Origin of the sequence: Serratia myotis (assembly GCF_027474885.1) — a bacterium.
Taxonomy (GTDB): Bacteria; Pseudomonadota; Gammaproteobacteria; order Enterobacterales; family Enterobacteriaceae; genus Serratia; species Serratia proteamaculans.
Genome location: NZ_CP099707.1, coordinates 4,725,422 through 4,751,729 on the forward strand (window position 1 = coordinate 4,725,422; position 26,308 = coordinate 4,751,729).

Sequence of the window (26,308 nt, forward strand, 5' to 3'; positions counted from 1 at the left end):
TCAGGGGGCGCTAATTTCACCGGCAGTGCAACCGGAACAGGCGCGCCAGGTGCGCGCCCATCGGCGTCAGCGTGGTGTCCTTGCGCTGGATCAGATAGAACGTCGCCTTGGGCAGGCTCTCCTCCAGTGCCAGCGGCACCAGATGCTTCCCCAGTATCGGATCGGAAATCACATCCACCGACAAAATGCTGACAAAATCGCTCTGTGCCACCAGGCTGGTACAGGCCATAAAGGTTTCACAGGTGACGCTGATCGACGGTGCCATCCCCAAATCCCCGAACAAATCGTGCAACAAGCGGTAATAGCTGCCCTTTGGCGTCGGCATGGTCCAGTCACAGTGCTGCAGTTGCTTGAGTGACGTCGCCCCCTCCATCGGATGCCCCTTGCGCACCACCACCCTGTACTCTTTTTCCATCAGTCGTTCGTACTGCAACTCATTGTCCAGGCTGCTGGGGTAATAGGTATTGACGGTGAAATCCAGCTCGCCCTGGCGCAGCTCCGGGATCATCGACACCAGTTGCCCTTCAACAATCCGCACTTTGACCTTCGGGTATTCGCGGTGGAACTGATTGATGACTTGCGGCATCACGGTGCGCGCAATGCTGCCGCCGACGCCAATATTCACCGAGCCGCCCGCCAACCCCAGCCGCTGCTGGATATCCTCCTGCGCCACCCGCAGCTCTTCGAGGATCAGGCTGGCATGCTGGAAAAAGTTATCGCCGCAGTCGGTCAGTACCACCCCCTGGCTACGGCGGACAAACAGCTTGGCCCCCAGCACCGCTTCCAGCTCTTGAATCGATTTGGTCAGCGCCGGCTGGGAAAGTTGCGAAGTCCGGCTGGCGGCGCGGATGCTGCCCTGACGGCTGACTTCTACAAACGCACGTAATTGGTGCAATTTTATTGAGGCGGGCATAGGCGGATGGCGATAACCGTTGTTTATCAATAGCAAGATATTGGCATCTTATTTAGCCCGATTCCATTGTGTACATTCGAAAAAAACATAATAAATAACCAAATTCTTATTTCGCTTAATTAAACGCATTTTCTGCGCCGATAAGCGCATTTCACGGCAGTTAGTCACTAAATACGTCATTTTCATTCCATAGCTTCATCGTCTGATTTCAGTTCAGCGCACCACTGCTGCCCGGCGTTTACCCGGGCGCGATAACTTATGAGATATCCCAATGAATAATCCGCTTTCGATGTTGGTGTCCGATTTGTCTCCGCAGTTGCAGGCCTGGCGCCGCGATTTTCACCGCTATGCCGAGTCCGGCTGGTTTGAGTTCCGCACCGCTACCCTGGTGGCAGAAGAACTGGATCGGCTCGGGTACCGCCTGCAACTGGGGCGCGAAGTGATTAACGCCGATGCCCGCATGGGGCTGCCCTCGGCCGAGGCCCTGCAGGCACAAGAGCAGCGCGCCCGCGAACAGGGCGCACTGGAGAAGTGGTTGCCGCACTTTTCCGGTGGCTTCGCCGGTATTGTCGCCACGCTGGACACCGGCCGCCCCGGCCCGGTGATCGCCTATCGCGTCGACATGGACGCGCTCGATCTCAACGAAAAGCTACAGCCGGATCACCTGCCGTTCCGCGAAGGCTTCGCCTCCTGCAACAGCGGCATGATGCATGCATGCGGTCATGACGGCCACACCACCATTGGGCTGGGGCTGGCGCGGGTATTCAAGAGCCTGGAACCACAGCTCACCGGCACCATCAAGCTGATTTTCCAACCGGCAGAAGAAGGCACCCGTGGCGCGAAATCCATGGTGGAAGCCGGCGTGGTGGACGACGTTGATTTCTTCACCGCCGTGCACATTGGCACCGGCGTAGCGGCCGGTGAGTTGGTGTGCGGCAGCGACAGCTTTATGGCCACCAGCAAACTGGACGTCACCTACCGCGGCGTAGCCTCTCACGCCGGGGCCAAACCGGAGGATGGCCGTAATGCCCTGCTGGCGGCAGCGCAGGCCACAGTGGGACTGTACGCCATCCCACGCCACAGCGAAGGCAGCTCACGCATCAACGTCGGCGTATTGCAGGCCGGAACCGGCCGCAACGTGATTGCCGATCGGGCATTTATGAAGGTGGAAACCCGTGGGGCCACCAACGCCATCAACGAATTTGTTTACCAGCAGGCGCTGAACGTGATCGAAGGCGCGGCCAAAATGCACGGAGTGGAATACGACATCGCCCTGATGGGCGCGGCGCAGAGCAGTAAACCGACCCAGCCTTGGGTGGACTACATTCACCGCCAGGCACAGGAGATTGCCGAACTGACTTCGGTGGTCGATCGCCGCGAGCAGGCCGCCGGTTCAGAAGATGCCACTTACATGATGGAACGGGTGAAATCCCACGGCGGGCAGGCCTCTTACGTGATTTTCGGTACCGAACTGAGCGCCGGACACCACAACGAGAAGTTTGATTTTAACGAACAGGTGCTGGCGGTGGCGGTAAAAACGCTGGCGTCGCTGGCACTCAACCTGCCGACCTTTGGGAGCAAAGCATGAGCCACCCGCAGCTGCTGACGTTTATCAATCAGTACATTGACCAACACCAGCCACGCTTTAGCGCATTGAGTGACAGCATCTGGGATCACCCGGAGACGCGCTTTACCGAAACCTATTCGGCCAATCTGCTGGCCGACGCGCTGGAGCAGGAAGGCTTTACCCTTGAACGCGGCGTTGGCGGCATCGAAACCGCGTTTATCGCCAGCTACGGCAGCGGCCAGCCGGTGATCGCCCTGCTGGGTGAATACGACGCCCTCGCCGGGCTGAGCCAACAGGCGGGTTGTGCCACGCCGCAGCCGCTGGTGGAAAACGGCAACGGCCATGGCTGCGGCCACAATCTGCTGGGCACCGCCGCGCTGGCTGGGGCATTCGCGGTGAAGGCCTGGATGCAGCAACAACACCTGACCGGCACCGTCCGTTTCTACGGTTGCCCCGGTGAAGAAGGCGGTTCCGGCAAAACCTTTATGGTGCGTGAAGGGCTGTTCGATGACGTCGACGCGGCCCTCACCTGGCACCCGGAAGGCTTCAGCGGCATGTTCAATACCAGCACCCTGGCCAACATACAGGCGGCGTTTCAGTTCAAGGGGATTGCCGCTCATGCCGCCAACTCACCGCACCTGGGCCGCAGTGCGTTGGATGCGGTGACGCTAATGAATACCGGTGCCAATTTCCTGCGCGAGCACATCGTGCAGGAAGCGCGGCTGCATTATGCCGTCACCAATACCGGCGGCAGTTCACCCAACGTGGTACAGGCCGACGCCGAAGTGCTGTACCTGATCCGCGCGCCGCAGCTCGATCAGGCGCAGGATATTTACCAACGGGTGATCAACATCGCCAAGGGTGCGGCGCTGATGACCGATACCCAGATGACGGTGCGTTTCGACAAGGCTTGCTCCAACTACGTGCCAAACCGCCGCATGGAACAGGTGATGTATCGCTATGTCTGTGACTTCGGCCTGCCGGAGTACAGCGAGGCAGAACGTAAATTCGCCGGCGCGATCCGCCAAACGCTGAATAAAGACGAACTGCGTAATGCCAGGTTGAATGTCGCCCGCACCGGCGGCGCAGCCGGGCGCGAATGGGTACAGCAGTTGGGCGACAAGGTGTTGATGGACGAGGTCGCCCCTTATGTGGCATCGGAAGATCTGCTGTACGGCTCTACCGACGTCGGCGATGTCAGTTGGGTCGCACCGACCGCCCAGTGCTTCAGTCCGTGCTTCGCCTTCGGTACGCCGTTGCACACTTGGCAACTGGTGGCACAGGGGCGTACTTCGATCGCCCATAAAGGCATGTGCCTGGCAGGCAAGGTGATGGCGGCCACCGCCGCCGAGTTGCTGAGCGACAGCGCCCTGTTGGCGGACTGCCGCCACGAGTTCGAACGCCAGCGCGCCGAACAGCCTTATAGCTGCCCGATCCCCAAAGACATCAAGCCTTCACCGTTAAAGTAATCACCAGGCTGCAAAGGCCTGGGAAACCGGGCCAGTCATAATAATTATAATTAAATCAAATAATAAAAAATAAACACAACAGGACAAACACAGAGGGTAAGACAATGAGTGAGGTCACAACGTCAGCCGATAAAAGCCCTGGTCGCGTTTTTTACTGGGTAGAACGCATCGGGAATAAAATCCCCAATCCATTTTTGCTGTTCGTCTATTTAATCGTTGTTTTAATGCTGGCCACCGCACTGTTCTCCTGGCTTGGCGTGGCGGTGAAAAGCCCGGCCACCGGCGAGTTGATCAAGGTGAATAACCTGATGAGCGTGGCGGGCATGCAGTGGATCTTCCCGAATATCATTCATAACTTCAGCAGCTTTGCCCCGCTGGGTGCGATTTTGGCGCTGGTGATCGGCGCTGGACTGGCTGAGAAGGTTGGGCTGCTGCAGGCGTTGATGTACAAGATGGCCTCACGCGTTAGCGCCCGCTATGCCAGCTACCTGGTGCTGTTTATCGCCTTTTTCAGTCATATTTCTTCCGACGCCGCACTGGTAGTGATGCCGCCGCTCGGTGCGCTGATGTTTCTGGCGGTGGGCCGCAACCCGATAGCCGGGCTGCTGGCCGCTATCGCCGGGGTTGCCTCCGGTTTTACCGCCAACCTGCTGATCGTCACCACCGACGTACTGCTTTCCGGCATCAGTACCGAGGCCACCAAGGCAGTGGACGCCGCCGTTCACGTCAGCGTGATCGACAACTGGTACTTTATGGCCACCTCGGTGGTGGTACTGACCATCACCGGTGCACTGCTGACCGATAAGTTTATCGAACCTCGCCTGCCAAAATGGCAGGGCAGCGCCGAGGACAAAATTGAGGCGCTGACCCCGCTGCAAAATCGTGGACTGATGATGAGCGGCATTGCCGCACTGGTGTTTATCGCGATTATCGCCGCGCTGGTGGTGCCGGAGGCCGCTCCGCTGCGCGATCCAAAAACCGGCTCGGTGATCCCATCGCCATTTATTAAAGGCATTGTGCCGATCATCATCCTGTTCTTCTTCACCGTCGGCATTACCTACGGCGTGGTCACCAAACAGATCCGACGGCCGGATGATATCCCCCACCACCTGATAGAACCGATGAAAAGCATGGCCGGCTTTATCGTTATGGTGTTCCCGCTATCGCAGTTCGTGGCGTTCTTTAACTGGAGCAACATGGGCAAGTTTATGGCCATCGGCCTGACCAATATGCTGGAGGCCGCCGGCATGAGCGGCGCACCGGCATTTCTGGGTCTGATGTTCCTCTCTGCCTTCCTGTGCATGTTTATCGCCAGCGGCTCTGCCATCTGGTCGATTCTGGCGCCGATCTTTGTGCCGATGTTTATGCTGCTGGGCTTCCATCCGGCGTTCGCCCAGATGATTTTCCGCATCGCCGACTCTTCAGTGCTGCCGCTGGCACCGATGTCGCCCTTCCTGCCGTTGTTCCTCGGCTTCCTGCAGCGCTACCGCAAAGATGCCCAGCTCGGCACCTATTACGTGCTGATCCTGCCGTATCCGTTGGTGTTCTTTGCCGTGTGGATTTTGCTGTTGCTGGCGTGGTACGCACTCGGCCTGCCGATTGGCCCGGGCGTCTATCCGAAGATGGGGTAAGTCTGCTGAACCCGCTCTGAGTAACGCCGGAGCGGGTATTCCTTTCTGTATTTTGCTCTCCTTTCTCCCCTCTATTCACCGCTCAACAGATTATTATATTGCTTTGCTAAACCGGTTCTTCTATTTTAGCTCGTCATCTGAGACCGCTGAAAACAGGATTGAACATGGCTAATCGAGTATGGGTATTGGGTGACGCAGTTGTCGATCTGGTTCCTGAAAATTCAAACAGTTACCTTAAGTGTCCCGGTGGTGCGCCCGCCAATGTGGCGGTCGGCATCGCCCGTCTGGGTGGCGACAGCGCTTTTATCGGCCGGGTAGGCAAGGACAGCTTCGGGGCCTTCCTGCAGCGGGTATTGAGAGAAGAACGAGTAGACATCGACCACCTGTCACAGGACCCCGACTACCACACCTCCACCGTGGTGGTAGACCTCGATCTGATGGGGGAACGCTCTTTTACCTTCATGGTGAACCCGAGTGCCGATCTGTTCCTGCAACCTGAGGATCTGCCTGATTTCAAAGCGGATGAGTGGCTGCACGTCTGCTCTATCGCCCTGTCACAGGAGCCGAGCCGCAGCACCACCTTCACCGCAATGGAGAACATCAAGGCGGCCGGTGGCTGGGTCAGTTTTGACCCTAATATCCGTGAAGACGTCTGGCGCCAGCCGGAAGCGCTGCGCCCCTGCCTGCAAAAAGCGCTGCTGCTGGCGGACGTGGTGAAAATTTCGCTGGAAGAACTGAGTTTTATCAGCAATATCGGTGAGTTAGAGAGCGGCATCGAGTGGATGATGCAGCGCTACCCGCTGCGTTTGTTGCTGGTGACATTGGGTGGCGACGGCGTCTGCGTACATGACGGCAAGCAGATCCGCCATTTCCGCGCCCCTTCAATCACCCCGGTCGATACCACCGGGGCGGGCGACGCCTTTGTCGCTGGTCTATTGGCCGCGCTGGCTCATCTCGGCGCTTTGCCGCAGGAAGCTCAGTGGCCTGCGGTGATCGCCCAAGCCCAGGCCTGCGGTGCACTGGCCACCACCGCCAAAGGTGCGATGACCGCCCTGCCGCATGCCGACGAGTTGCAGGACTTCCTGCAGCGCTAACCGGATAAGTGTGAATTCTGACCCAATGCCATCGCTTAAGAGATTGGCATTGGGTGCCAGTCTCATCTCTGGCATCTCCAGTCGGTATTTTGCGGGCTCGATCACAATAGCTGAATCGGGTTAGCAAACTTGATTGCTAGTCACCGTTCAACTCACTATCTTTCATCCTGAAAAACCGGTTTAGCAATTTAGCAAAAAATAATAACAACCTTCCCGGATGATAGAAAATCATGAAAAAACTTAGCTATCTGGCCATCACTACAGGGCTCCTTATCTCCACCTCTGCGGCGGCGTCAGGCGCCAATACCAGTATCGAAGCGCGTCTGAATGCACTGGAACAACGACTGCAACAGGCCGAACAACGTGCGACTCAGGCTGAGACGCGTGCCACGGTGGCGGAACGCCGGGCACAACAGCTAGAACAGCGCACTGCCAACACCGAGCGACAAACCGTACAGGTGGCCCAGCGCACCGCGACGCTGGAAACCCACGCCGCACCGGCCGGCAAACTGCAACTCACCGGATTAACCGACCTGAAACTGTATGGCGACGTCGAGTTCAACCTGGACGGCGCCAGCCGCAGCGGCCAACTCACCTCACTGAAAAGCAGCGACAACAAGGACTGGAAGCCCGGTAACAAAGAGCGTTGGGATATCAACGGCCGTATTCTGGTCGGTGTGGACGGCTACCGCCGCAATCCGGACGGCAATTTCTCCGGCTTCAGCGTGCAACCGCTGGCCGACATGACCGGAAAAATGAACCTCGACGATGCCGCCTTCTTCTTCGGTAACGAAAAGAACTGGCAGACCAAGATTGGCCGGTTTGAAGCCTACGACATGTTCCCGCTCAATCAGGACACCTTCATCCAGTATTCCGGCAATACCGCCAACGATCTGTATGCCGATGGCTTCGGCTATATCTACATGATGAAAGAAGGCCGTGGCCGTAGCAGCAGCGGCGGCAACCTGATGCTGAGCAAGTACGCCGGTGACTTCTACTTCGAGCTGAATACGCTGGTGGAAGACGGCACCTCACTGTTCCAGGAGGAGGCCTACCACGGCAACAGCCTGGATAATAAGAAAAATGTCGCCTACCTGCGGCCGGTGATCGCCTGGAAAAAAGACCAGCTCAGCGCGGCGGTCGCGATGGAAAGCAACGTGGTCAACAATGCTTATGGCTATCACGACAGCCAGGGGCAATTTGTCGACCAGTCCAAACGTAACGGCTACGGCATGACCCTCAGTTGGAACAACATCGCCGCCAATCCGGACAACGGCGTGGTCGCCAACCTGAGCACCGCCTACCTGGACGCCTCGGGTGAGCAGGACTTTACCGCCGGTATCAACGTCCTGTGGCGTCGCTTTGAAGTGGGTTATATCTACGCCCACAACAATATCCAAGAGTTCAACACCGCCGGGATGAGTGCCGATATCAGCAACCCGCTCAGCGAGCCGGGCAAATATGATATTCACACCATCCATACTTCGTACCAAATACCAAACATCATGAATATGAAGAACTTCAATCTGTATCTTGGCGCCTACGTCTCAATGCTGGAGGCCAACACCGAGAACAAGATAGCCAACGCCAGCGACGATCAGCGCTACGGCGTGCGTGCCAGATTCAAGTACTTCTTCTGACGCTAATTAGCTGATTTCCGCCGCGAAACACTGCGGCGGCATTTTTATTTATAAAGGGAGTGAACATGGACATTACCGCAACCGCTAACGCGCTGTTGCCGCTGCTCGGCGGCAAAGAAAACATTGCCAGCGCCGCCCACTGTGCCACGCGTCTGCGCCTGGTGCTGCTGGATGACAGCAAGGTGGACAAGGTGGCAATCGGCAAGCTGGAGGGCGTGAAAGGCTGCTTCAGCAATGCCGGGCAAATCCAGGTAATTTTCGGCACCGGGCTGGTCAACAAGGTGCACGCAGAATTTATCAAGGCGGCCGGAGTCAACGAATCCAGCAAGTCCGAGGCCGCCGACATCGCGGCAAAGAAACTCAATCCGCTGCAACGTATTGCCCGCCTGCTGTCGAACATCTTTGTGCCGATCATCCCGGCTATCGTCGCCTCCGGCCTGTTGATGGGCCTGCTCGGCATGGTAAAAACCTACGGCTGGGCCGATGCCAACAGCGCCGTGTTTGTGATGCTGGATATGTTCAGCTCGGCGGCATTCATTATTTTACCGATCCTGATTGGCTTCACCGCCGCACGTGAGTTCGGCGGTAACCCCTATCTGGGCGCCACGCTCGGCGGCATCCTGACCCATCCAGCGCTGACCAATGCCTGGGGTGTCGCCAGCGGTTTCCACACCATGGATTTCTTTGGGTTGGAGATCGCCATGATCGGCTATCAGGGCACGGTGTTCCCGGTGCTGCTGACCGTGTGGTTTATGAGCGTGTTGGAAAAACAGCTGCGCAAAGTGATCCCCAACTCGCTGGATCTGATCCTGACCCCCTTCCTGACGGTCGTGATCTCCGGCTTCGTCGCCATGCTGTTTATCGGCCCGGCCGGCCGCGCGCTGGGTGACGGTATCTCACTGGTGCTCAGCACGCTGATCGCCCACGCTGGTTGGTTTGCCGGCTTGCTGTTCGGCGGGCTGTATTCCGCCATCGTCATCACCGGTATCCACCACAGCTTCCACGCCGTCGAGGCCGGGCTGCTCGGCAACCCGAATATCGGCGTTAACTTCCTGCTGCCGATCTGGTCGATGGCCAATATCGCTCAGGGCGGTGCCTGTCTGGCGGTGTATTTCAAAACCCGCGACGCCAAGATCAAAGCCATTGCGGTACCTTCGGCCTTTTCCGCCATGCTCGGCATTACCGAAGCGGCATTGTTCGGCATCAACCTGCGCTTTGTGAAACCCTTCCTGGCGGCATTGGTGGGCGGCGCACTCGGGGGAGCCTGGGTGGTGGCCAATCATGTTGGCATGAATGCGGTCGGGCTGACGGCAATCCCAGGGATGGCGATTGTGCAGGCCAGCTCGCTGGTCAGCTATATCATTGGTCTGGTGATCGCCTTTGGCAGCGCCTTTATTCTCTCGTTGCTGCTGAAATACAAAACGGACAGTGAATAATGGAAGAACTGCAATTAATGAAACAGGCCGTTCAGGCGTTGATGAGCGGCATGCCACAGGCGCTGCGCGATCCGCACCGGCCGGCGTGGCACCTGGCGCCCAGCGTCGGGTTGCTCAACGATCCCAATGGCTTTATTCAGCATAACGGCGTCTACCACCTGTTCTATCAGTGGAACCCGCTGGGTTGCGATCACCGCAACAAATGTTGGGGCCATTGGCAGTCGACGGATCTGGTCAACTGGCAGCATCAGCCGGTGGCCCTGGTACCGGGTGCCTGTTACGACAGCCACGGCTGTTACTCCGGCTCGGCGGTGGTGGCGGACGGCAAAATCATGCTGGCGTATACCGGCAACGTCAAATACCCCGACGGCTCCCGCACCGCCTACCAGTGTCTGGCGCAAGAAAATGCGCAAGGCGACTATGACAAGCTCGGCCCGGTATTGCCGCTGCCACCGGGCTATAGCGGCCACGTGCGCGATCCAAAGGTTTGGCGTCATCAGGACCAGTGGTACATGGTGCTCGGCGCTCGTGACCTGCAAGACTGCGGCAAAGTGCTGCTGCTGCGCTCCGCCGATCTGCGCAACTGGCAACTGCTGGGTGAGATTGCTGGTTCACAGCTGAACGGCATCGGTGATTTCGGCTATATGTGGGAGTGCCCGGACCTGTTCACGCTGGACGACGTCGAAGTGCTGATCTGCTGTCCACAAGGGCTGGCGGCGCAGGCCGAGCGTTATCTCAACGTTTATCAGGCGGGCTATCTGACCGGCAAGCTGGATTATCAGCAGGCCAGGTTCGAACATGGGGCCTTTCACGAGCTGGATCTCGGATTCGAATTCTATGCGCCGCAAACCACCTTGGCCGAAGACGATCGCCGGCTGTTGGTTGGCTGGATGGGCGTGCCGGAGCAAGACGAGGACTGTCACCCGACGTTGCAATACGGCTGGATCCACATCCTGACCTGCCCACGCGAATTGTCGCTGCATAACGGCAAGCTTTACCAACAACCGGCGCGCGAACTGCAACGGCTGCGGGATGAAGGCCGCCAATGGCAGGGCATCGCCGATGCTGCCCCTGTCTGGCCGGTTGACAGCGCGGAACTGTTGCTCACCCCCACGGGGGCATTTAGCGCTGACTTTGGCGGGGCAATGACACTGGTCTGGGACGGTAACTTGCTGCAGTTGACGCGTAATAACCTGCGTAGCGGGCAGCCGGAGCACCGCTACTGGCGGGGCAACCTCAACCAACTGCAACTGCTGTTTGACCGTTCCAGCGTGGAGATTTTTATCAACCATGGCGAAGCGGTGATGAGCTCGCGCTACTTCCCTGGCCCGCAACCGCTGCTGCACCTGAGTGGTGAAGCTCCGCTGGCGCTCGAGCACTGGTCGCTGACGCCATGCATGCTAGAATGACGCATCCTTCGATGAATTCAGATGCCGTCAGTGAAAAAAAATAAACGCATAACCATCAGTGATATTGCCGCACTGGCTGGCGTGTCGAAATCGACCGCCAGCCTGGTGCTTAACGGCCGCAGCAAGGAATACCGGGTATCCGACGAAACTCGCGATCGTATCCTGGCGCTGGCCGGCGAGCACCACTACCAGCCCAGCTTCCACGCCCGTTCGCTGCGTTCTTCCCGCAGCCATACCCTGGGGCTGGTGGTGCCGGAAATGACCAACTACGGTTTTGCGGTGATTTCACGCGAGCTGGAAACCCTGTGCCGCGAGGCCGGTTTGCAGTTATTAATCGCCTGTACCGATGAGAACCCGGCGCAGGAAATGATGGCGGTAAACAGCCTGGTGCAGCGCCAGGTCGATGGCCTGATTGTCGCCTCCAGCCAGCTCAACGATGCGGAATACCAAAAGATTAATGCCAGCCTGCCGGTGGTGCAGATGGACCGGCTGATCATCGGCTCCGATCTGCCGCTGGTGATCACCGATTCACTGACCTCAACCGCCACACTGGTGGAAAACGTCGCACGCCAGCATCCGGACGAATTCTATTTCCTTGGTGGCCAACCCCGCATCTCACCGACGCGCGATCGTCTGGCCGGTTTTCAGCTTGGCCTTGAACGCGCCGGGGTGGTCTGTAAACCGGAATGGATCATCAACGGTAATTACCATCCCAGTTCCGGCTACGAGATGTTCGCCCAACTCTGTGCACAACTGGGCCGACCGCCCAAGGCGCTGTTTACCGCCGCCTGCGGCCTGCTGGAAGGGGTACTGCGCTACCTGAATCAGCACCAGTTGATGGAAAGCGACCTGCATCTGTGCAGCTTTGACGATCACTACCTGTTCGACGGCCTGACGTTAAAAATCGACACCGTGGCGCAGGACTGCCGCGCCCTGGCCCAACACAGTTTCGACATGGTCAGCGCGCTGATTGACGAGCGGCCATTAGAGCAGAACGCGCTATATCTGCCGGGCAGCATCCACTGGCGTCACGCCGGTTCGAAGGCGTTGCTCGGTCAGCCTTAGGCTTTTCTTTTTACCGGTTAAGGAGCTCCTCATGAGCCGTGAGATTAATAAAGATACCCAACTCTGTATGTCGCTGGCCGGTCGCCCAGGTAACTTTGGCACCCGTTTCCACAACTATCTGTACCAGGAACTGGATCTGAACTTTATCTACAAGGCCTTCACCACCCAGGATATTCAGGCGGCGGTGGGCGGCGTGCGTGCGCTGGGCATTCGCGGCTGTGCGGTATCGATGCCGTTCAAAGAGAGCTGCATTCCTTTCCTCGACGAGTTGGATGCCTCCGCCACGGCGATTGAGTCGGTCAATACTATCGTCAATGATGAAGGTTTCCTGCGGGCTTATAACACCGATTATATCGCCATCGCCAAACTGCTGGCGCAGCATCAGATCCCGGTGGAAACCTCCTTCGCCCTGCGCGGCAGCGGCGGTATGGCGAAAGCGGTCACCGCCGCGCTGCGTGATGCCGGTTTCAAAAATGGCCATATCATCGCCCGTAACCCGCAGGCCGGTCAGGCGCTGGCAAAGGCCTACGGCTATCAGTGGCAGGCAGAGGTCGGTGATTTACGCGTGGATATGGTAATTAACGTCACGCCAATCGGCATGGCCGGAGGGGCAGAAGCGGAGCAGTTGGCCTTTGCCGCCGCGACGATTGATGCGGCGAAAATCGTCTTTGACGTGGTGGCGTTACCGGCGGAAACCCCGCTGATTCGCTACGGGCGTGAGCATGGCAAACGGGCGATTACCGGCGCGGAAGTGATTGCGCTGCAGGCGCTGGAACAGTTTGTGCTCTATACAGGCGTGCGCCCTACCGATGAGCAGATCGCCCGCGCTGCGGCACATGCCCGCGGCTGAATGATGCTGAACGTTGGGGGCTAAGCAGATGAGCCTGCCCTTAACGTTCTAACGATAAGCCAGCAACCGTAAAATATTTCTCGCCCCGTGGAATACACGTTCGATCCTGACATTGCGTTGTATCGCAGTGAAAACAATAAGGTATTTACCATAGGTGCTAATCCTGACACCTGGACCAAGTTCAGGACGCTTTTGATAGGCTTCCGGTGACTCACCGATACGCTGGCATTGGTTGTATAGCTCAGAAATAAAACTCAGAGCACGGCTCGGATTATCTTGCGCAATATAATCGCCAATATTTTCAATATCACATACCGCTGCCGGCGATATTGTTAGCCCCATTAGTCACTTCCGTTATCTACCATCCGTTGGTATTTAGTCCGCAAACGCGTAAATGCCTCCTCCGCCGGGACTCCCTCACCACTTTCTATTCCCTGTGCAATAGCCACTCGCAGTTGTTCGATTTTCATCGCCCGTTCATGTTCTTCGAGCAGGCGCAGACCTGCCCGTATTACTTCGCTGACGTTGCCGTAACGCCCGCTGTCAATTTGCTCATGAACGAACTTCTCAAAATGAGGGCTTAAAGCAATGCTGGTTGGCATAGCCGACTCCGGAAAGTAGTGTTAATTACTATCTATTAGTATTTTCATTTGCCGAGGGCACGTCAAGCGTTTGTACGAAATTCAGGCAATAAAAAAGAGCGCCTGAGCGCCCTTCTTACCTTGGGTGATGTCAGCCCACTATTTGGCGGTGCCTTCCATCCCCACCAGCCCTACTTTCAGGTAACCGGCTTTACGCAGCGTATCCATCACGCTCATCAGCGTCTCGTAGTCCACGGTCTTGTCCGCCTGGAAGAAGATGGTGGTCTCTTTGTTGGCCTGAGTCCGCTGATCCAGCACCGACGTCAGTTGATCGGCGCTGACCGCCTGTTCGCCAACGTACAGCTGCTTGTCCGCTTTCACCGACAGGAACACCGGTTTTTCCGGGCGCGGTTGCGGTTTGGCAGAAGAAGCTGGGAGATCGACACGGATATCTACCGTTGCCAGCGGCGCGGCCACCATAAAGATAATCAACAGCACCAGCATGACGTCGATAAACGGCGTCACGTTGATTTCATGCAGTTCGCCGCTGTCGTCCAGATCTTCATTTAAGCGCATCGCCATAACTCACCCCACCCGCAGTTGGTGTGAATGTTGTGAACGTTTGGCTTCCGCGGTGGCGGCCAGATCCAAATCGCGGCCCAGCAGCAGCAGAACCTGCGCCGCTACGTCGCCAACCTGAGCACGATGACCGCTGATCACACGGGCGAAGATGTTATAAATCACCACCGCCGGGATCGCAGCAACCAGCCCCAGTGCGGTTGCCAGCAGCGCTTCTGCGATGCCGGGCGCAACCACTGCCAGGTTGGTGGTCTGCGAGTGGGCGATGCCGATAAAGCTGTTCATGATGCCCCAAACGGTACCGAACAGGCCGACAAACGGCGAGATGGCCCCGATGGTGGCCAGGAAACCATTGCCACGGCCCATGTTACGGCTGTAGCCCGCGACGCGACGCTCCAGACGGAAACCGGTACGTTCCTTGATGCCGTTGTTGTCGTTAGACTCCGCCGACAGCTCCAGTTCGTTCTGCGCATCGTTCAGCAAGACGGAACTTATGCTTTCATCCGAGAAGTTCTGTGCCAGCTCGGAGGCTTCATCCAGCGAGCGGACATTGGCCAACGCCAGCTGTTCGCGGCGCAGACGGCGCTTGGCGCGGAACAGTTCGCTGCCCTTGGAGAACAGGATGGTCCAGGTGACGATAGACGCCAGCACCAGGCCGATCATCACGATTTTCACCACGATGTCCGCATGCTGGTACATGCCCCAGACGGACAGATCCATTCCGCGGGTTTCCGGCGGCTGGATGGTCGGCTGTGGGTTCACCGGGGTGATACTTTCCGGGGCAGTTGCGGCCGGCGCAGAGGCCGCAGCAACGCTTTGAGTCACGGCCGGATTAGTCGCCGGAGCTGCCTGTGCGCTACCGGCCAGGCCCACCACCAATACCATTGAAGCGATCAGACCGCGGCCGAATGCCTGGCCCCATTGCGCCCGGCCCTGACCGAACGATCCTTGATTTAAATTCTTGCCAGCCGTTTTCACGCTGTGCCTCCACCCGTTACCGATCAAATTTGAGGAATAATTCAGCGTGCGATCATATCAAACCAATCAGGGATTGATAGTAGTTCTCATTATTATTTACCAAATAATCGGGAAAATTACGCTTCTGCCCCCGCAAAATGACCAGGGCAACCCAATCGCGGCCTGTTCGGGCCTATAAGCCCCTTTTATAAGGTTTTTCGTCACTTTTACCGCACAGAGATGTAACAAAATCAGGGTTTTTATCGCATTTTGTCGTCACATCGCGGGTTTGCCGATAAACCCACTTGGTTATCGCCGACAGGCAGAAGGATGGCGTGCTGAAGCGACGTCGGACAGAGGATTCCCCCCGCTTTTATATTTGGCAGTTAAAACGTCTGGATGGCTATCAGATGTCATGCTAACGTAAGGGCTATCGCAAATACCCCGTGAAGACCAAGCCAAAGGTGAGCCCGCTCCTATGACGTCAAAAAACATCGAAACCACCCTGATCGGCGCAGGACGCAGCAAGCGCTATACCCAGGGTTCCGTCAATCCCGTCACCCAACGCGCTTCTTCACTGGTCTTTGATTCCGTGGCGGCCAAAAAGCACGCCACCGCCAAGCGGGCCCATGGCGAACTGTTTTATGGGCGGCGCGGCACCCTGACCCACTTCGCGTTGCAGGATGCGATGGTGGAGTTGGAAGGCGGTGCCGGCTGTGTGCTTTATCCTTGCGGCGCGGCTGCGGTCTCCAACGCCATCCTGTCGTTTGTCAGCGCCGGCGATCATCTGCTGATGACCGGTTCGGTCTATGAGCCCACGCAGGATTTTTGCACCCATATCCTGAACCGTATGAACGTGGCGACCACCTATTACGACCCGCTGATCGGCGCCGATATCGCCAGGCTTATTCAACCCAATACCCGCGTGGTGTTCCTTGAGTCACCCGGCTCGATCACCATGGAAGTTCAGGATATCCCGGCCATGGTGCAGGCCATTCGTGCCGTGGCACCGGAAGTGGTGATCATGATCGATAATACCTGGGCGGCCGGAGTGCTGTTCAAGGCGCTGGATTTCGACATCGATATTTCGATTCAGGCCGGTACCAAATACATTATCGGCCATTCCGATTACATGCTCGGCACCGCCGTAGCCAACTCACGCTGTTGGGATCAACTGCGCGAATACTCTTATTTGATGGGCCAGATGGTAGACGCCGATACCGCCTATATGGCCAGCCGCGGCCTGCGTACGCTGGGCGTCCGCCTGAAGCAACACCAGCAAAGCAGTATCGAAGTCGCTAACTGGCTGGCCGCACGGCCGGAGGTGGCGGTAGTCAATCACCCTGAGCTACCAAGTTGCAAGGGCCACGAGTTTTACCGCCGTGATTTCAGCGGCTGCAACGGCCTGTTCTCTTTCGTGTTGAAACAGCGTCTGAGTGATGTGCAATTGGCCGAGTATCTGGACAACTTCAGCCACTTCAGCATGGCCTATTCCTGGGGTGGCTATGAGTCGCTGATCCTGGCTAACCAGCCGGAGGAGCTGGAAGCGATCCGCCCGGCGGGGGGTGTCGACTTCTCGGGTACCCTGGTGCGCCTGCATATCGGTCTGGAGAACGTGCAGGATTTGATCGCCGACCTCGCCGCCGGATTCGACCGTCTCGCCAACGCGCACTGACAGATTACCTGTTGCAGCGCAACTTTATTCGCCTCGTTTAATGTGTGCTTAAGCTAATAGCGGTACACTAGGCGGGTAACTGTCAGATACGGTCAACACCGCATCCTGGAGAATTTGGCTCCAGGCGCAACCGGCATGCAACAGGATATATAATGGATGTATTACGAGAGATTGTTCATGCGCTTTGGCAGCAGGACTTCATTGCCCTTGCCGATCCAAGCGTAATTTGGGTGGTTTATGCAGTACTTTTCACCACTCTATTTTTAGAAAATGGGTTACTGCCAGCCTCCTTCTTACCCGGCGACAGCCTGCTGCTGTTATCCGGCGCACTGATCGCCAAAGGCGTGATGGCCTTTGTGCCAACGCTGATCATTTTGACCGTCGCCGCCAGTCTTGGTTGCTGGCTGAGTTACCTGCAGGGGCGCTGGCTGGGCCACACCAATCTGGTCAAAGGCTGGTTGCTGCAATTGCCCGCCCAGTATCATCAACGCGCACACAATCTGTTTAACCGCCATGGCCTGATGGCACTGGTGATCGGCCGTTTTCTGGGCTTTGTCCGTACCCTGCTGCCGACCATGGCCGGCATCTCCGGTTTGAACAGTACTCGTTTCCAGCTATTCAACTGGCTGAGTGCCGTGGTTTGGGTCGGCTCGGTGGTCGGGCTTGGCTACGCTTTCAGCCAGATCCCACTGGTAAAACGCTACGAAAGCCAGGTGATGACCGGGCTGATGATCCTGCCGTTGCTGCTGCTGCTGGTTGGTCTGCTGGGCGCCATGTTGGTTATCTGGCGCAAAAAACGCGCCACCTCTTCCTGATGCATTAAAGGGCGGCAGTCGTCGCCCTACAGCGCTTTTTCAACCTGTGCCAGGCTGGGGGGCAACTTGCTCACCAGCGTATCCACCGCCAGCCGTACCTTCAACGGCAAATGTGGCGTTTGCGGCCACACCGCGTGGGCCTCAAATGACATGCCGGGCCGATCGCGCATCAGCCTGACCAACTCCCCTTTCAACAGCGATTCCCGCACCAGCCAGCAAGGCAGCCAGGAGATGCCAAACCCGGCCACCGTGGCATCCGCCATCGCCTGCAGGTCATCCATCTGCAGCCGCTTGTTCGGCATCACTTCCTGTACTTTGCCGCCGCTATCCGGGATCAGCCAATTGCGCACCACACCGGCGCGCATGTAGGTCACCGCATCATGTTGAGTCAGCTGTTCGAGGCTTTTCGGCTCACCATGCTGCTGCAGGTATTCCGGCGCGGCGCACAATGTCATGCGGTGGTCGCCAATGCTGCGCGCCACCAGCCCGCTGCTGCTGGCCAACGTCCCGTTGCGGATCGCCAAATCAAAACCGTCCTCAATCAAATCCACGATGCGATCGTTAAATGACAACTCCAGCTCCAACCCGGGGTGCTCACGCGCCAGACCGGTTAACAAGGGTGCAATGCACATGCGGCCGAACAGCACCGGCATCGATACCCTCAACCTGCCGCTGACCTGCTGCTTGCCCGACTCCAGCAAGGTTTCTGCGCTGCGGATCTCCTCCAGCGCCCGCAGGCAGCGTTCGTAGAACAGCGCGCCATCGTCGGTCAGGCTCTGACTGCGGGTGGTGCGATGGAACAGGCGTACGGCCAACCGCTGCTCCAGCCGGGCGATGGTTTTGCCCACCGCCGAACGCGAAAGGTGCAGCCGGCTGGCGGCCAGCGCGAAACTACCCGCCTCTACGGCGGTGACAAACACCGAAATCCCCTTCAAGCGATCGGTCATGTTTTGTAGCCCTGAGAGAAACAATCAAAGGAAATCTTATCGCCACTGGCGAAGATGAATCAACGATATTATCCAGAATCTGTTTACCGCTGACTTTGGAGTCAATCATGACCAAAACCATGCAACGCTGGACCATGGACGCCCTGGGGCGTCAGCACCTGCAACTGAACCAAAGCGCCATTCCACAACCGGGGCCACATGAGATCAGGGTAAAAGTGAATGCGATATCGCTTAATTACCGCGATAAGTTGGTGATCGAGACCGGTATGGGGTTGGAATTGCCACAACCCTTTATCCCCGCCTCCGACATGGCTGGGGAAGTCGACGCTATCGGTACCGGTGTCAGCCGCTTTCACCCCGGCGAGAGAGTGATCTCCACCTTCAGCCCCGGCTGGATTGACGGTCGGGAAAAACCACACGGCAATGCACGCACCCCACCTTACCGCACGCTGGGCGGTTTTTATCAGGGCATGCTGGCGGAATACGTGGTGTTGCATGAAGACTGGTTGGTCGCGGCGCCCACCTCGCTGGACGACGCGCAGGCCAGTACCCTGCCCTGCGCCGGGCTGACCGCCTGGTTCGCACTGGTGGAACAGGGAAAACTGCACGCCAGTCAATCGGTGTTAGTACAGGGCACCGGCGGCGTGGCGCTGTTTGCACTGCAGATCGCCAAGCTACAGGGCGCAGAAGTTTACGTCACCTCCAGCAGCGACGAAAAATTGGCGCGTACCAAGGCGTTGGGCGCAGACCATGGCATCAACCGCCTGAAGGGTGACTGGGTGGAGGAGGTGTATCGGTTGACAGGGGATCGCGGTATTGACCACGTGGTCGACACCGTTGGCGGCCCTAACCTCGGCAACTCAGTTCGCGCCGTCGCGGTTCAGGGACGGATCTCGGTGATCGGTGCGCTGGAGGGCTTCGAAGTCTCGGCCCCTGCCGGACCGTTGCTGCTGAAATCGCCGGTGATCCAGGGGATTGGCGTCGGCCACCGCCGCGCACTGGAAGATCTGGTGCGGGCGGTAGATACCAATGGTTTGCAACCGGTGATTGATCAGCGTTATCGCTTTGACCAACTGCAGCAGGCTCTCGATCATCTCGATCGCGGGGCATTTGGCAAAATTGTACTGACGCACTGAATTGCCGCCCCGGCTGCGGGATTAGCCCTCCATCATTAGTGGAGGATTGTCACGCAGTCGGGCCACTTCATCGCTTGGCGTCACGCCGAAGAAGCGTTTGAATTCACGACTGAACTGCGAAGCGCTCTCATAACCGACGCGGATTGCCGCGGTGCTGGCTTTCAGACCGTCGTGGACCATCAGCAAACGTGCCTTATGCAACCGATAGGATTTCACATACTGCAATGGCGAGGTGTTGGTCACCGCCTTAAAGTTATGGTGAAACGCCGAAATGCTCATATTCACTTCACCCGCCAACTGCTCAACGTTGAGGCTGTCGGCATACTGGTTTTCGATGCGTCGCAGCGCCTTGGCGATTTGGCTGAAGTGGGTATGGCGATTAACCAGTTCCTGCAATGACGTCCCGCAGCTGCCCCGCAACACGTGGTACAAAATTTCGCGCACAATCTGCGGCCCCAGCACCCGCGCATCAAGCGGCTTGGCCATCACGTCCAGCAGGCGTTCGGTGGCGCACAGCAGCTCTTCCGACAGCTCGGCCAGATTGACCCCGCTACTCTCTTGGCGTGGTTTCATCAGGTAGTCGTCATCGCCGATGTCGATCAACAGATCCTGCAGCATCTGGCTATCGATATTCACCGACAGCCCCACCAGCGGCAGCTCGGGGCTGGCAAAGGTTTCGCATTCAAACGGCAGCGGTACCGTCATCAGCAGGTAGTTGCGCGGATCATACTGAAACACCCGGTTACCGCAGTAGCCTACCTTGTGTCCCTGGAAAATGATCACCACCCCCGGCTCGTACATCACCGGCTGACGCGGACAGTGGCGGTCAACATAGAGGATTTTCACCAGGGGGACTGGCGAGGGGGTATAACCGTTACTCTCGGCAAAACAGGCCGCCTGGCGCGCCATGCGGCTGCGCAGTTCATCGATTTCACTCATGGAAACACCCTCTTACACTAAGAACAATTCGGCATAAATAATAGTTTAAAACTCTTCTTTTCTACAACGCTTTGTAGAAATAGGCAAGACTCGGGCAGGAATGTGCATTGTGCTGATGGACCAAGTTACTGACAATACACCTCAGATATTTTGCGCCGCCGGCGCTTGCCTTATGCAGAAGAGAAATCACCCATGCAAAACTTTATTCTTCATACCCCAACCAAAATCCTGTTCGGCCAAGACCAAATCGCCGGTCTGGCGCAGCAGATCCCTGCCGACGCACGCATTCTGATCACCTACGGTGGCGGCAGCGTGAAGAAAAATGGCGTGCTGGATCAGGTTTATTCCGCACTGGCCGGTCGCAACGTGCAGGAGTTCTCCGGTATCGAGCCTAACCCAACCTACGAAACGCTGATGAAAGCGGTCGAGGTTGTCCGTGCAGAGAACATTGATTTCCTGCTGGCCGTCGGTGGCGGTTCAGTGGTTGATGGCACCAAGTTCATCGCCGCAGCGGCCCACTATCAGGCGGATAGCGATCCATGGCACATCCTGAAAACCGTCGGCAGCGAAATCAAAGGCGCCGTGCCGATGGGTTGTGTACTGACCCTGCCGGCCACCGGTTCTGAATCCAACAGCGGCGCGGTGATCACCCGTAAAAGCAGCGGCGACAAACAGCATTTCTTCTCGCCATACGTTCAGCCACTGTTCGCCGTGCTGGATCCGGTAGTGACTTACTCGCTGCCGGAACGTCAGATCGCCAACGGCGTGGTCGATGCCTTTGTTCACACCATTGAGCAGTACCTGACCTATCCGGTCGATGCCAAGGTGCAGGACCGCTTTGCCGAAGGCCTGCTGCTGACGTTGCTGGAAGATGGCCCGCGTGCGCTGGCCGAACCGGAAAACTATGCGGTACGCGCCAACGTGATGTGGAGCGCCACCATGGCGTTGAACGGCCTGATCGGTGCCGGTGTGCCGCAGGACTGGGCAACCCATATGCTGGGCCACGAGTTGACCGCCATGCACGGTCTGGATCATGCCCAAACGCTGGCGATCGTCCTGCCGGCACTGCTGAACGAGAAAAAAGCACAGAAACGCGAAAAACTGCTGCAGTACGCCGAGCGCGTCTGGGGTCTGCGTGATGGCAGCGAAGACAGCCGCATTGACGGTGCTATTGCCGCCACCCGCGCCTTCTTCGAGCAAATGGGCGTTCCAACCCGTATGGCCGATTACCAGCTCGACGGCAGCTCGATCCCGGCACTGCTTGATAAGCTGCATCAGCACGGTATGACCGCACTGGGCGAGCATCAGGACATCACCCTGGAAGTCAGCCAACGCATTTATGAAGCGGCACGTTAATCGCAAATCTGCCATTTCCTGCTAGGCTTTAGTTTCTGTTTGTCTTTTCTATTCCTGCGCCCAACCGATCACCGGGCGCAGTCTCAAGCACTATTCCGACACTGCTGATATTTGCTTAGCAAACTCAGCACCACCCTGGTTTGCCAGCTAGAATTTATTGATAGCCGTTCCTGGTGCATGCAGCACCGGGCAATCCGTTGACAAGGAGATACGCATGACAACGCAACAACCCATCATCAAACTCCACGATGGTAATCTGATGCCGCAGTTGGGTCTCGGCGTTTGGCAGGCGAGTATTCCAGATACCACTCAGGCGGTGATTAAAGCGCTGGAAGTGGGTTATCGTTCGATCGATACCGCCGCGATCTACAAGAACGAGGAAGGCGTCGGTGCCGCGCTGCAATCTGCCTCGGTGCCGCGCGATGAGCTGTTTATCACCACCAAGCTGTGGAACGACGATCAGGGCGACCCACAGGCGGCCCTGGAAACCAGTCTGGAAAAACTCAAGCTGGACTACGTCGATCTGTATCTTATCCACTGGCCGAAACCGCAGCAGGATCAATACGTGGACGCCTGGCGTGGGCTGATTAAGCTACGCGAACAGGGGCTGGTCAAGAGTATCGGGGTCTGTAATTTCCACACCCCGCATTTGCAGCGCCTGCTGGATGAAACCAATGTCGCACCGGTGATTAACCAGATTGAGCTGCATCCGTTACTGCAACAGCGCCAGTTGCGCGCCTGGAACGCGACGCACCATATCGCCACCGAATCCTGGAGCCCACTGGCACAGGGCGGTGAAGGGGTATTCGATCAGCCGCTGATCAAACACCTGGCGGAAAAATACGAGAAAACCCCGGCGCAAATCGTGGTGCGCTGGCATCTGGACAGCGGCCTGATCGTGATCCCGAAATCGATCACGCCTTCGCGCATTCGTGAAAACTTTGAGGTGTTTGATTTCAAACTGGATAAGGACGAACTGAACGATATCGCCAAACTGGATATCGGCAACCGTCTGGGGCCGGATCCCGACTCACTGTAATGCTACCCAGCCCTGTTGTTTAATGGTAGGGGCGCTGCATGTCGCGCCCGATAGCATAATCAAGGGGTTAAATCGGGTCGAACATGTTCGACCCCTACAGGTTTAGCTCTTACCAGCCCTCTCCTCTGGAGAGGGCTGTTTTATTCCCCGCTACAACTGCTCGCCATTGGTGGCGATCACCCGCTGATACCAGCCAAAACTTTGCTTCTTCTTGCGTGCCAAATTGTTGTCGTGATCGACGTACACAAAGCCGTACTGCTTTTGGTAGCCGTTGAGCCAGGAGAGCAGATCAATAAACGACCAGGGGTAGTAACCGCGCACATCAGCGCCCTGCTCGATCGCCGCGCCGATCGCCTGAATATGATCGCGCAGATAGTCAATGCGGGGTTGATCGCGCACTTCCCCCTCGACGATCGGATCCTTGGCACCCAGGCCGTTCTCGGTAATGTAGATCGGAATGTTGCCGTAGCGTTTGACGATGCGGCCAATGGCGTCGGTCAGCCCCTGCGGATAAACCTCCCAGTCCCAGTCGGTGTAGACACCGTTCGGGTTGCGCACCAGTTTAAACAGCCCCTTGAAACCCAATTCACGCCCGCTGCCCTTCTGGCCGCTGGTGTTGATGGCATAGCCCTCGACGTCGTCGTTGTGTGCCACCATTTCGCGCTTGTAGTAATTCAGGCCGATAAAATCGACGATATTGTCCTTCAGCAACGCCTCATCTCCCGGCGCGAAATGCGGCACGCCAAAGGCCTGCTGCGCCATCGCCAGTAGCTCCGCCGGGTATTCGCCCTTCAGCACCGGATCGTACAGCCAGTGGGTGAAGATCCCCTCGGCGATCTCGCAGGCACGGCGATCCTCTGGCGAATCGCTGATCGGATCGTTCGGTTGCAGCACATTGACGAAGCCGATCTGACCGTTGATCTTCATTTCACGGAAGCTTTTCACCGCGCGGGCATTGGCCAGGAACACGTGATGACAAGCCTGAATGCCCTTTTTCGGATCGGTCAGCTTGGGCGGGTGCGCCCCGGTGAAATAGCCCATGCCGATAAACACAATGGTTTCGTTGAAGGTGGACCACAGCTCGACGCGATCGCCAAAACGCTGATAACACAGACGGGCATATTCATCGAACGCATCGACGATCTCACGTGATTCCCAACCGCCAAACGCGTCCTGCAACGCCTGCGGCAGATCCCAGTGGTACAGGGTGATCATCGGCTTGATATTGTGCTTCAACAGTTCGTCGATCAGATCGCTATAGAATTGGATCCCGGCTTCATTCACCTCGCCCCGCCCCTGCGGCAACAGCCGTGGCCAGGAGATCGAAAACCGGTAGGTCTGCATCCCCAACTCGGCCATCAGCGCCACGTCCTCGCGGAAGCGATGGTAGTGATCGACCGCCACGTCGCCGTTGGTGCCCTGATAAGTGGTGCCCGGCAGATGGGAGAACAGATCCCAGTTGGACAGGCCCTTGCCATCGGCATCAAAGCCGCCCTCAACCTGATAAGAGGCGGTCGCCGCGCCCCACAGGAAATCCTTCGGAAAAACGCTCATTGATTTTGCACCCCGTTCTGCTCCAGTAATCGGTAAATTCTCACCAGCTCCTCCACCAGATCGCGCGCCAGCATGGCGTTCATGATGTGGTCCTGCGCATGCACCATAATCAGGTTGACCGGCAGCTTGCCTTCCCCCTCGTCAAAACCGATCAGCTCGGTCTGGGTGGCGTGAGCGCGCTTCGCCGCCAACTGCGATTCCGCCAGCAGAATATCTACCTGATCCCACTGATACTTTCGCGCCGCGTACAGCGCCTGCATGGCACAACTGCGCGCCTCACCGGCGTTGATGATCAATTCCATTACCGCCGTTTCCATGTCGATCATTCGGTGACTCCTTGTGTCTGTTCAATCTGATCCGCTTCGCTCACTTCCTGATCCAGTAACTGTTGCTCATAGACCTTAAAGAACGGGTAATAGATCAATGCCGATACCGCCGCCAACAGCAGCACCAGTAGCGCGGCTCGGAAATCCCAACCGGTGGCCCAGGCGGCGCCAATCGGCGCCGGTGCGGTCCAGGGCACCACCGAGATCACCCGACCGATCAGATCCAGCTTCACTGCCGAATAGGCAATGATCGAATTGACGATCGGCGCAGTGATAAACGGGATAAAGAAGGTGGGGTTCATGACGATCGGCGTGCCGAAGATCACCGGTTCATTGATGTTGAAACAGCTCGGCACCAGGCTCAGCTTGCCGATCGACCGCAGGTGCGCCGAACGGCTGCGCAGATAAAGCAGCACCAGCCCAAAGGTGGCGCCGGATCCGCCGATGACGATAAAGAAGGTCCAGAAAGCCTCCATAAAGATGTGCGGCATCGGGTGGCCAGCAGCCAACGCATCCTGATTGATGCCCAGATTGGTCAGCCAGAAAGCCTGCAGCATGCCAGAGACGATCACCGCGCCGTGAATACCGGCGAACCACAACAGGTGGCCGATCAACACCGCCAGCAGTATTGCCGGCAGCGAGTCGGCGGCGGAAATCAGCGGCTGGAACAATGCCATGATCGCCTGCGGCAACAGTAAATTAAACTGGTGCTGCACCAGCAGGCTGAGCGGATACAGAGTGATCACTACTGCCAGGATCGGGATCAGCAGATCGAACGACTGTTTGATCTTGGCCGGTACCTGTTCCGGTAACGAGATACCGATATTGTGCAGTTTGAGAAAACGGATCAGTTCGGTGGTGTAGACCGCCACCAGAATGGCGGTAAAGATCCCCACGCCCCCCAGCGCGGCGGTCGGCAGCATCTTTTCGGTCTGTGGTGCGGCGACCAGTAAAAACGACATCAGCGCCAGCATCGCCGCCATAAAGGGATCGAGCTTATAGCTCTGCGCCAGGTTATAAGCGATGGCAGCAGTAATATAAATCGACATGATCCCCATGGTCATATTAAACGGGGTAAGAATCGCCACCTGATGTTTCTCTGCCGCCCCCAGCCACCATTGGGCTATTCCCCAACTGCTGTCGGCGGAAAAAGGCGGGTAGGCAAAGACCAATAAAAAGGAACCGACAATCATAAATGGCATCGCGGAAATAAAGCCATCGCGGATCGCCATAATATGTCTCTGGGTCGAGAGCCTACCGGCAATCGGGCTGATACGGTTTTCAATAAAATTGAATGCGGCCTGGCTGATACTCATGGTTCAACCCTCGG

General features: G+C 57.4%; 24 protein-coding genes. 14 read left to right on the plus strand and 10 right to left on the minus strand.

Translation table 11 applies throughout. The features are described 5' to 3' along the window. Positions 1 to 16: 16 nt before the first annotated feature. Positions 17 to 913 carry a LysR family transcriptional regulator gene (locus NHG65_RS22240; RefSeq protein ID WP_207977482.1) on the minus strand — a complete coding sequence of 299 codons (897 nt, stop codon included), beginning with the start codon at positions 911 to 913 and terminating at the stop codon, positions 17 to 19. A 271-nt stretch (positions 914 to 1,184) separates the two neighbouring features. Between NHG65_RS22240 and NHG65_RS22245 the strand changes: the two genes are divergently transcribed. From NHG65_RS22245 to NHG65_RS22285, 9 genes are all read left to right on the plus strand, one after another. Continuing rightward, a complete protein-coding gene (locus NHG65_RS22245; RefSeq protein ID WP_413477302.1) occupies positions 1,185 to 2,501 on the plus strand; it encodes a M20 family metallo-hydrolase in 1,317 nt (438 codons plus the stop codon). Then, complete coding sequence (locus NHG65_RS22250; RefSeq protein WP_499182692.1) at positions 2,498 to 3,949, plus strand: M20 family metallopeptidase; 1,452 nt, start codon at positions 2,498 to 2,500, stop codon at positions 3,947 to 3,949. The genes NHG65_RS22245 and NHG65_RS22250 overlap by 4 nt, the downstream gene beginning before the upstream one ends. A 104-nt stretch (positions 3,950 to 4,053) precedes the next feature. Beyond that, the gene (abgT, locus tag NHG65_RS22255) at positions 4,054 to 5,580 is read left to right on the plus strand and encodes a p-aminobenzoyl-glutamate transporter (protein ID WP_499182693.1); all 1,527 of its coding nucleotides are present in this window, start codon (positions 4,054 to 4,056) and stop codon (positions 5,578 to 5,580) included. Between the two features lie 164 nt (positions 5,581 to 5,744). Beyond that, a complete protein-coding gene (gene cscK / locus NHG65_RS22260) occupies positions 5,745 to 6,674 on the plus strand; it encodes a fructokinase (RefSeq protein ID WP_413477299.1) in 930 nt (309 codons plus the stop codon). 230 nt (positions 6,675 to 6,904) lie between these two features. After that, positions 6,905 to 8,314 carry a carbohydrate porin gene (locus NHG65_RS22265; protein ID WP_499182694.1) on the plus strand — a complete coding sequence of 470 codons (1,410 nt, stop codon included), beginning with the start codon at positions 6,905 to 6,907 and terminating at the stop codon, positions 8,312 to 8,314. Between the two features lie 65 nt (positions 8,315 to 8,379). Then, entirely contained in the window at positions 8,380 to 9,750 is a 1,371-nt protein-coding gene (locus NHG65_RS22270) for a sucrose-specific PTS transporter subunit IIBC (RefSeq protein WP_099063325.1), read from the plus strand. Then, complete coding sequence (locus NHG65_RS22275; RefSeq protein ID WP_499182695.1) at positions 9,750 to 11,159, plus strand: glycoside hydrolase family 32 protein; 1,410 nt, start codon at positions 9,750 to 9,752, stop codon at positions 11,157 to 11,159. Before NHG65_RS22270 ends, NHG65_RS22275 begins: the two co-directional genes overlap by 1 nt. Before the next feature lie 21 nt (positions 11,160 to 11,180). Next, complete coding sequence (locus tag NHG65_RS22280; protein ID WP_207977472.1) at positions 11,181 to 12,224, plus strand: LacI family DNA-binding transcriptional regulator; 1,044 nt, start codon at positions 11,181 to 11,183, stop codon at positions 12,222 to 12,224. Positions 12,225 to 12,255: 31 nt separating this feature from the next. Then, positions 12,256 to 13,074, plus strand: coding sequence for a shikimate 5-dehydrogenase (locus NHG65_RS22285; RefSeq protein WP_489844472.1), 819 nt, complete (start codon positions 12,256 to 12,258; stop codon positions 13,072 to 13,074). A gap of 48 nt (positions 13,075 to 13,122) precedes the next feature. Here NHG65_RS22285 and NHG65_RS22290 read toward each other — a convergent pair whose 3' ends face one another. The 4 genes from NHG65_RS22290 to exbB form a co-directional block, all read right to left on the minus strand. Then, positions 13,123 to 13,416: a type II toxin-antitoxin system RelE/ParE family toxin gene (locus NHG65_RS22290; protein WP_099063321.1), complete on the minus strand. Its 294-nt coding sequence runs from the start codon at positions 13,414 to 13,416 to the stop codon at positions 13,123 to 13,125. Beyond that, positions 13,416 to 13,676 (minus strand): type II toxin-antitoxin system ParD family antitoxin, encoded by a 261-nt coding sequence (locus NHG65_RS22295; RefSeq protein ID WP_099063320.1) that lies wholly within the window; start codon positions 13,674 to 13,676, stop codon positions 13,416 to 13,418. The genes NHG65_RS22290 and NHG65_RS22295 overlap by 1 nt, the downstream gene beginning before the upstream one ends. Before the next feature lie 138 nt (positions 13,677 to 13,814). After that, complete coding sequence (gene exbD / locus NHG65_RS22300) at positions 13,815 to 14,237, minus strand: TonB system transport protein ExbD (RefSeq protein WP_085119216.1); 423 nt, start codon at positions 14,235 to 14,237, stop codon at positions 13,815 to 13,817. A 3-nt stretch (positions 14,238 to 14,240) separates the two neighbouring features. Further along, positions 14,241 to 15,212, minus strand: coding sequence for a tol-pal system-associated acyl-CoA thioesterase (gene exbB / locus NHG65_RS22305; RefSeq protein WP_099063319.1), 972 nt, complete (start codon positions 15,210 to 15,212; stop codon positions 14,241 to 14,243). A gap of 457 nt (positions 15,213 to 15,669) precedes the next feature. Between exbB and metC the strand changes: the two genes are divergently transcribed. After that, entirely contained in the window at positions 15,670 to 16,866 is a 1,197-nt protein-coding gene (gene metC, locus NHG65_RS22310) for a cystathionine beta-lyase (protein WP_499182696.1), read from the plus strand. A gap of 152 nt (positions 16,867 to 17,018) precedes the next feature. After that, on the plus strand, positions 17,019 to 17,681 hold the full coding sequence (locus NHG65_RS22315; RefSeq protein ID WP_207977468.1) for a DedA family protein: 663 nt from the start codon (positions 17,019 to 17,021) through the stop codon (positions 17,679 to 17,681). Between the two features lie 26 nt (positions 17,682 to 17,707). Here NHG65_RS22315 and NHG65_RS22320 read toward each other — a convergent pair whose 3' ends face one another. Then, positions 17,708 to 18,628, minus strand: a complete 921-nt coding sequence (locus NHG65_RS22320) for a LysR family transcriptional regulator (protein ID WP_261416347.1) — start codon at positions 18,626 to 18,628, stop codon at positions 17,708 to 17,710. Between the two features lie 107 nt (positions 18,629 to 18,735). On the opposite strand from NHG65_RS22320, the gene NHG65_RS22325 reads away from it, so the two are divergent. Next, a complete protein-coding gene (locus NHG65_RS22325) occupies positions 18,736 to 19,764 on the plus strand; it encodes a zinc-dependent alcohol dehydrogenase family protein (protein ID WP_499182697.1) in 1,029 nt (342 codons plus the stop codon). 21 nt (positions 19,765 to 19,785) lie between these two features. Here the strand turns inward: NHG65_RS22325 and NHG65_RS22330 are convergent, their stop codons facing one another. After that, the gene (locus NHG65_RS22330; protein ID WP_099063314.1) at positions 19,786 to 20,703 is read right to left on the minus strand and encodes an AraC family transcriptional regulator; all 918 of its coding nucleotides are present in this window, start codon (positions 20,701 to 20,703) and stop codon (positions 19,786 to 19,788) included. A 192-nt stretch (positions 20,704 to 20,895) separates the two neighbouring features. Between NHG65_RS22330 and yqhD the strand changes: the two genes are divergently transcribed. Next, positions 20,896 to 22,059 carry an alcohol dehydrogenase gene (yqhD, locus tag NHG65_RS22335; RefSeq protein WP_499182698.1) on the plus strand — a complete coding sequence of 388 codons (1,164 nt, stop codon included), beginning with the start codon at positions 20,896 to 20,898 and terminating at the stop codon, positions 22,057 to 22,059. 214 nt (positions 22,060 to 22,273) lie between these two features. After that, positions 22,274 to 23,098, plus strand: coding sequence for a 2,5-didehydrogluconate reductase DkgA (gene dkgA, locus NHG65_RS22340; protein WP_085119226.1), 825 nt, complete (start codon positions 22,274 to 22,276; stop codon positions 23,096 to 23,098). Positions 23,099 to 23,248: 150 nt separating this feature from the next. On the opposite strand, the gene NHG65_RS22345 is transcribed toward dkgA, so the two are convergent. The 3 genes from NHG65_RS22345 to NHG65_RS22355 are packed head-to-tail and all read right to left on the minus strand — an operon-like array spanning position 23,249 to position 26,294. Further along, positions 23,249 to 24,652 (minus strand): GH1 family beta-glucosidase, encoded by a 1,404-nt coding sequence (locus NHG65_RS22345; protein ID WP_207977461.1) that lies wholly within the window; start codon positions 24,650 to 24,652, stop codon positions 23,249 to 23,251. Further along, the gene (locus tag NHG65_RS22350; RefSeq protein ID WP_099063311.1) at positions 24,649 to 24,978 is read right to left on the minus strand and encodes a PTS lactose/cellobiose transporter subunit IIA; all 330 of its coding nucleotides are present in this window, start codon (positions 24,976 to 24,978) and stop codon (positions 24,649 to 24,651) included. The genes NHG65_RS22345 and NHG65_RS22350 overlap by 4 nt, the downstream gene beginning before the upstream one ends. Further along, on the minus strand, positions 24,975 to 26,294 hold the full coding sequence (locus NHG65_RS22355; RefSeq protein WP_099063310.1) for a PTS sugar transporter subunit IIC: 1,320 nt from the start codon (positions 26,292 to 26,294) through the stop codon (positions 24,975 to 24,977). The genes NHG65_RS22350 and NHG65_RS22355 overlap by 4 nt, the downstream gene beginning before the upstream one ends. Positions 26,295 to 26,308 lie beyond the last annotated feature (14 nt).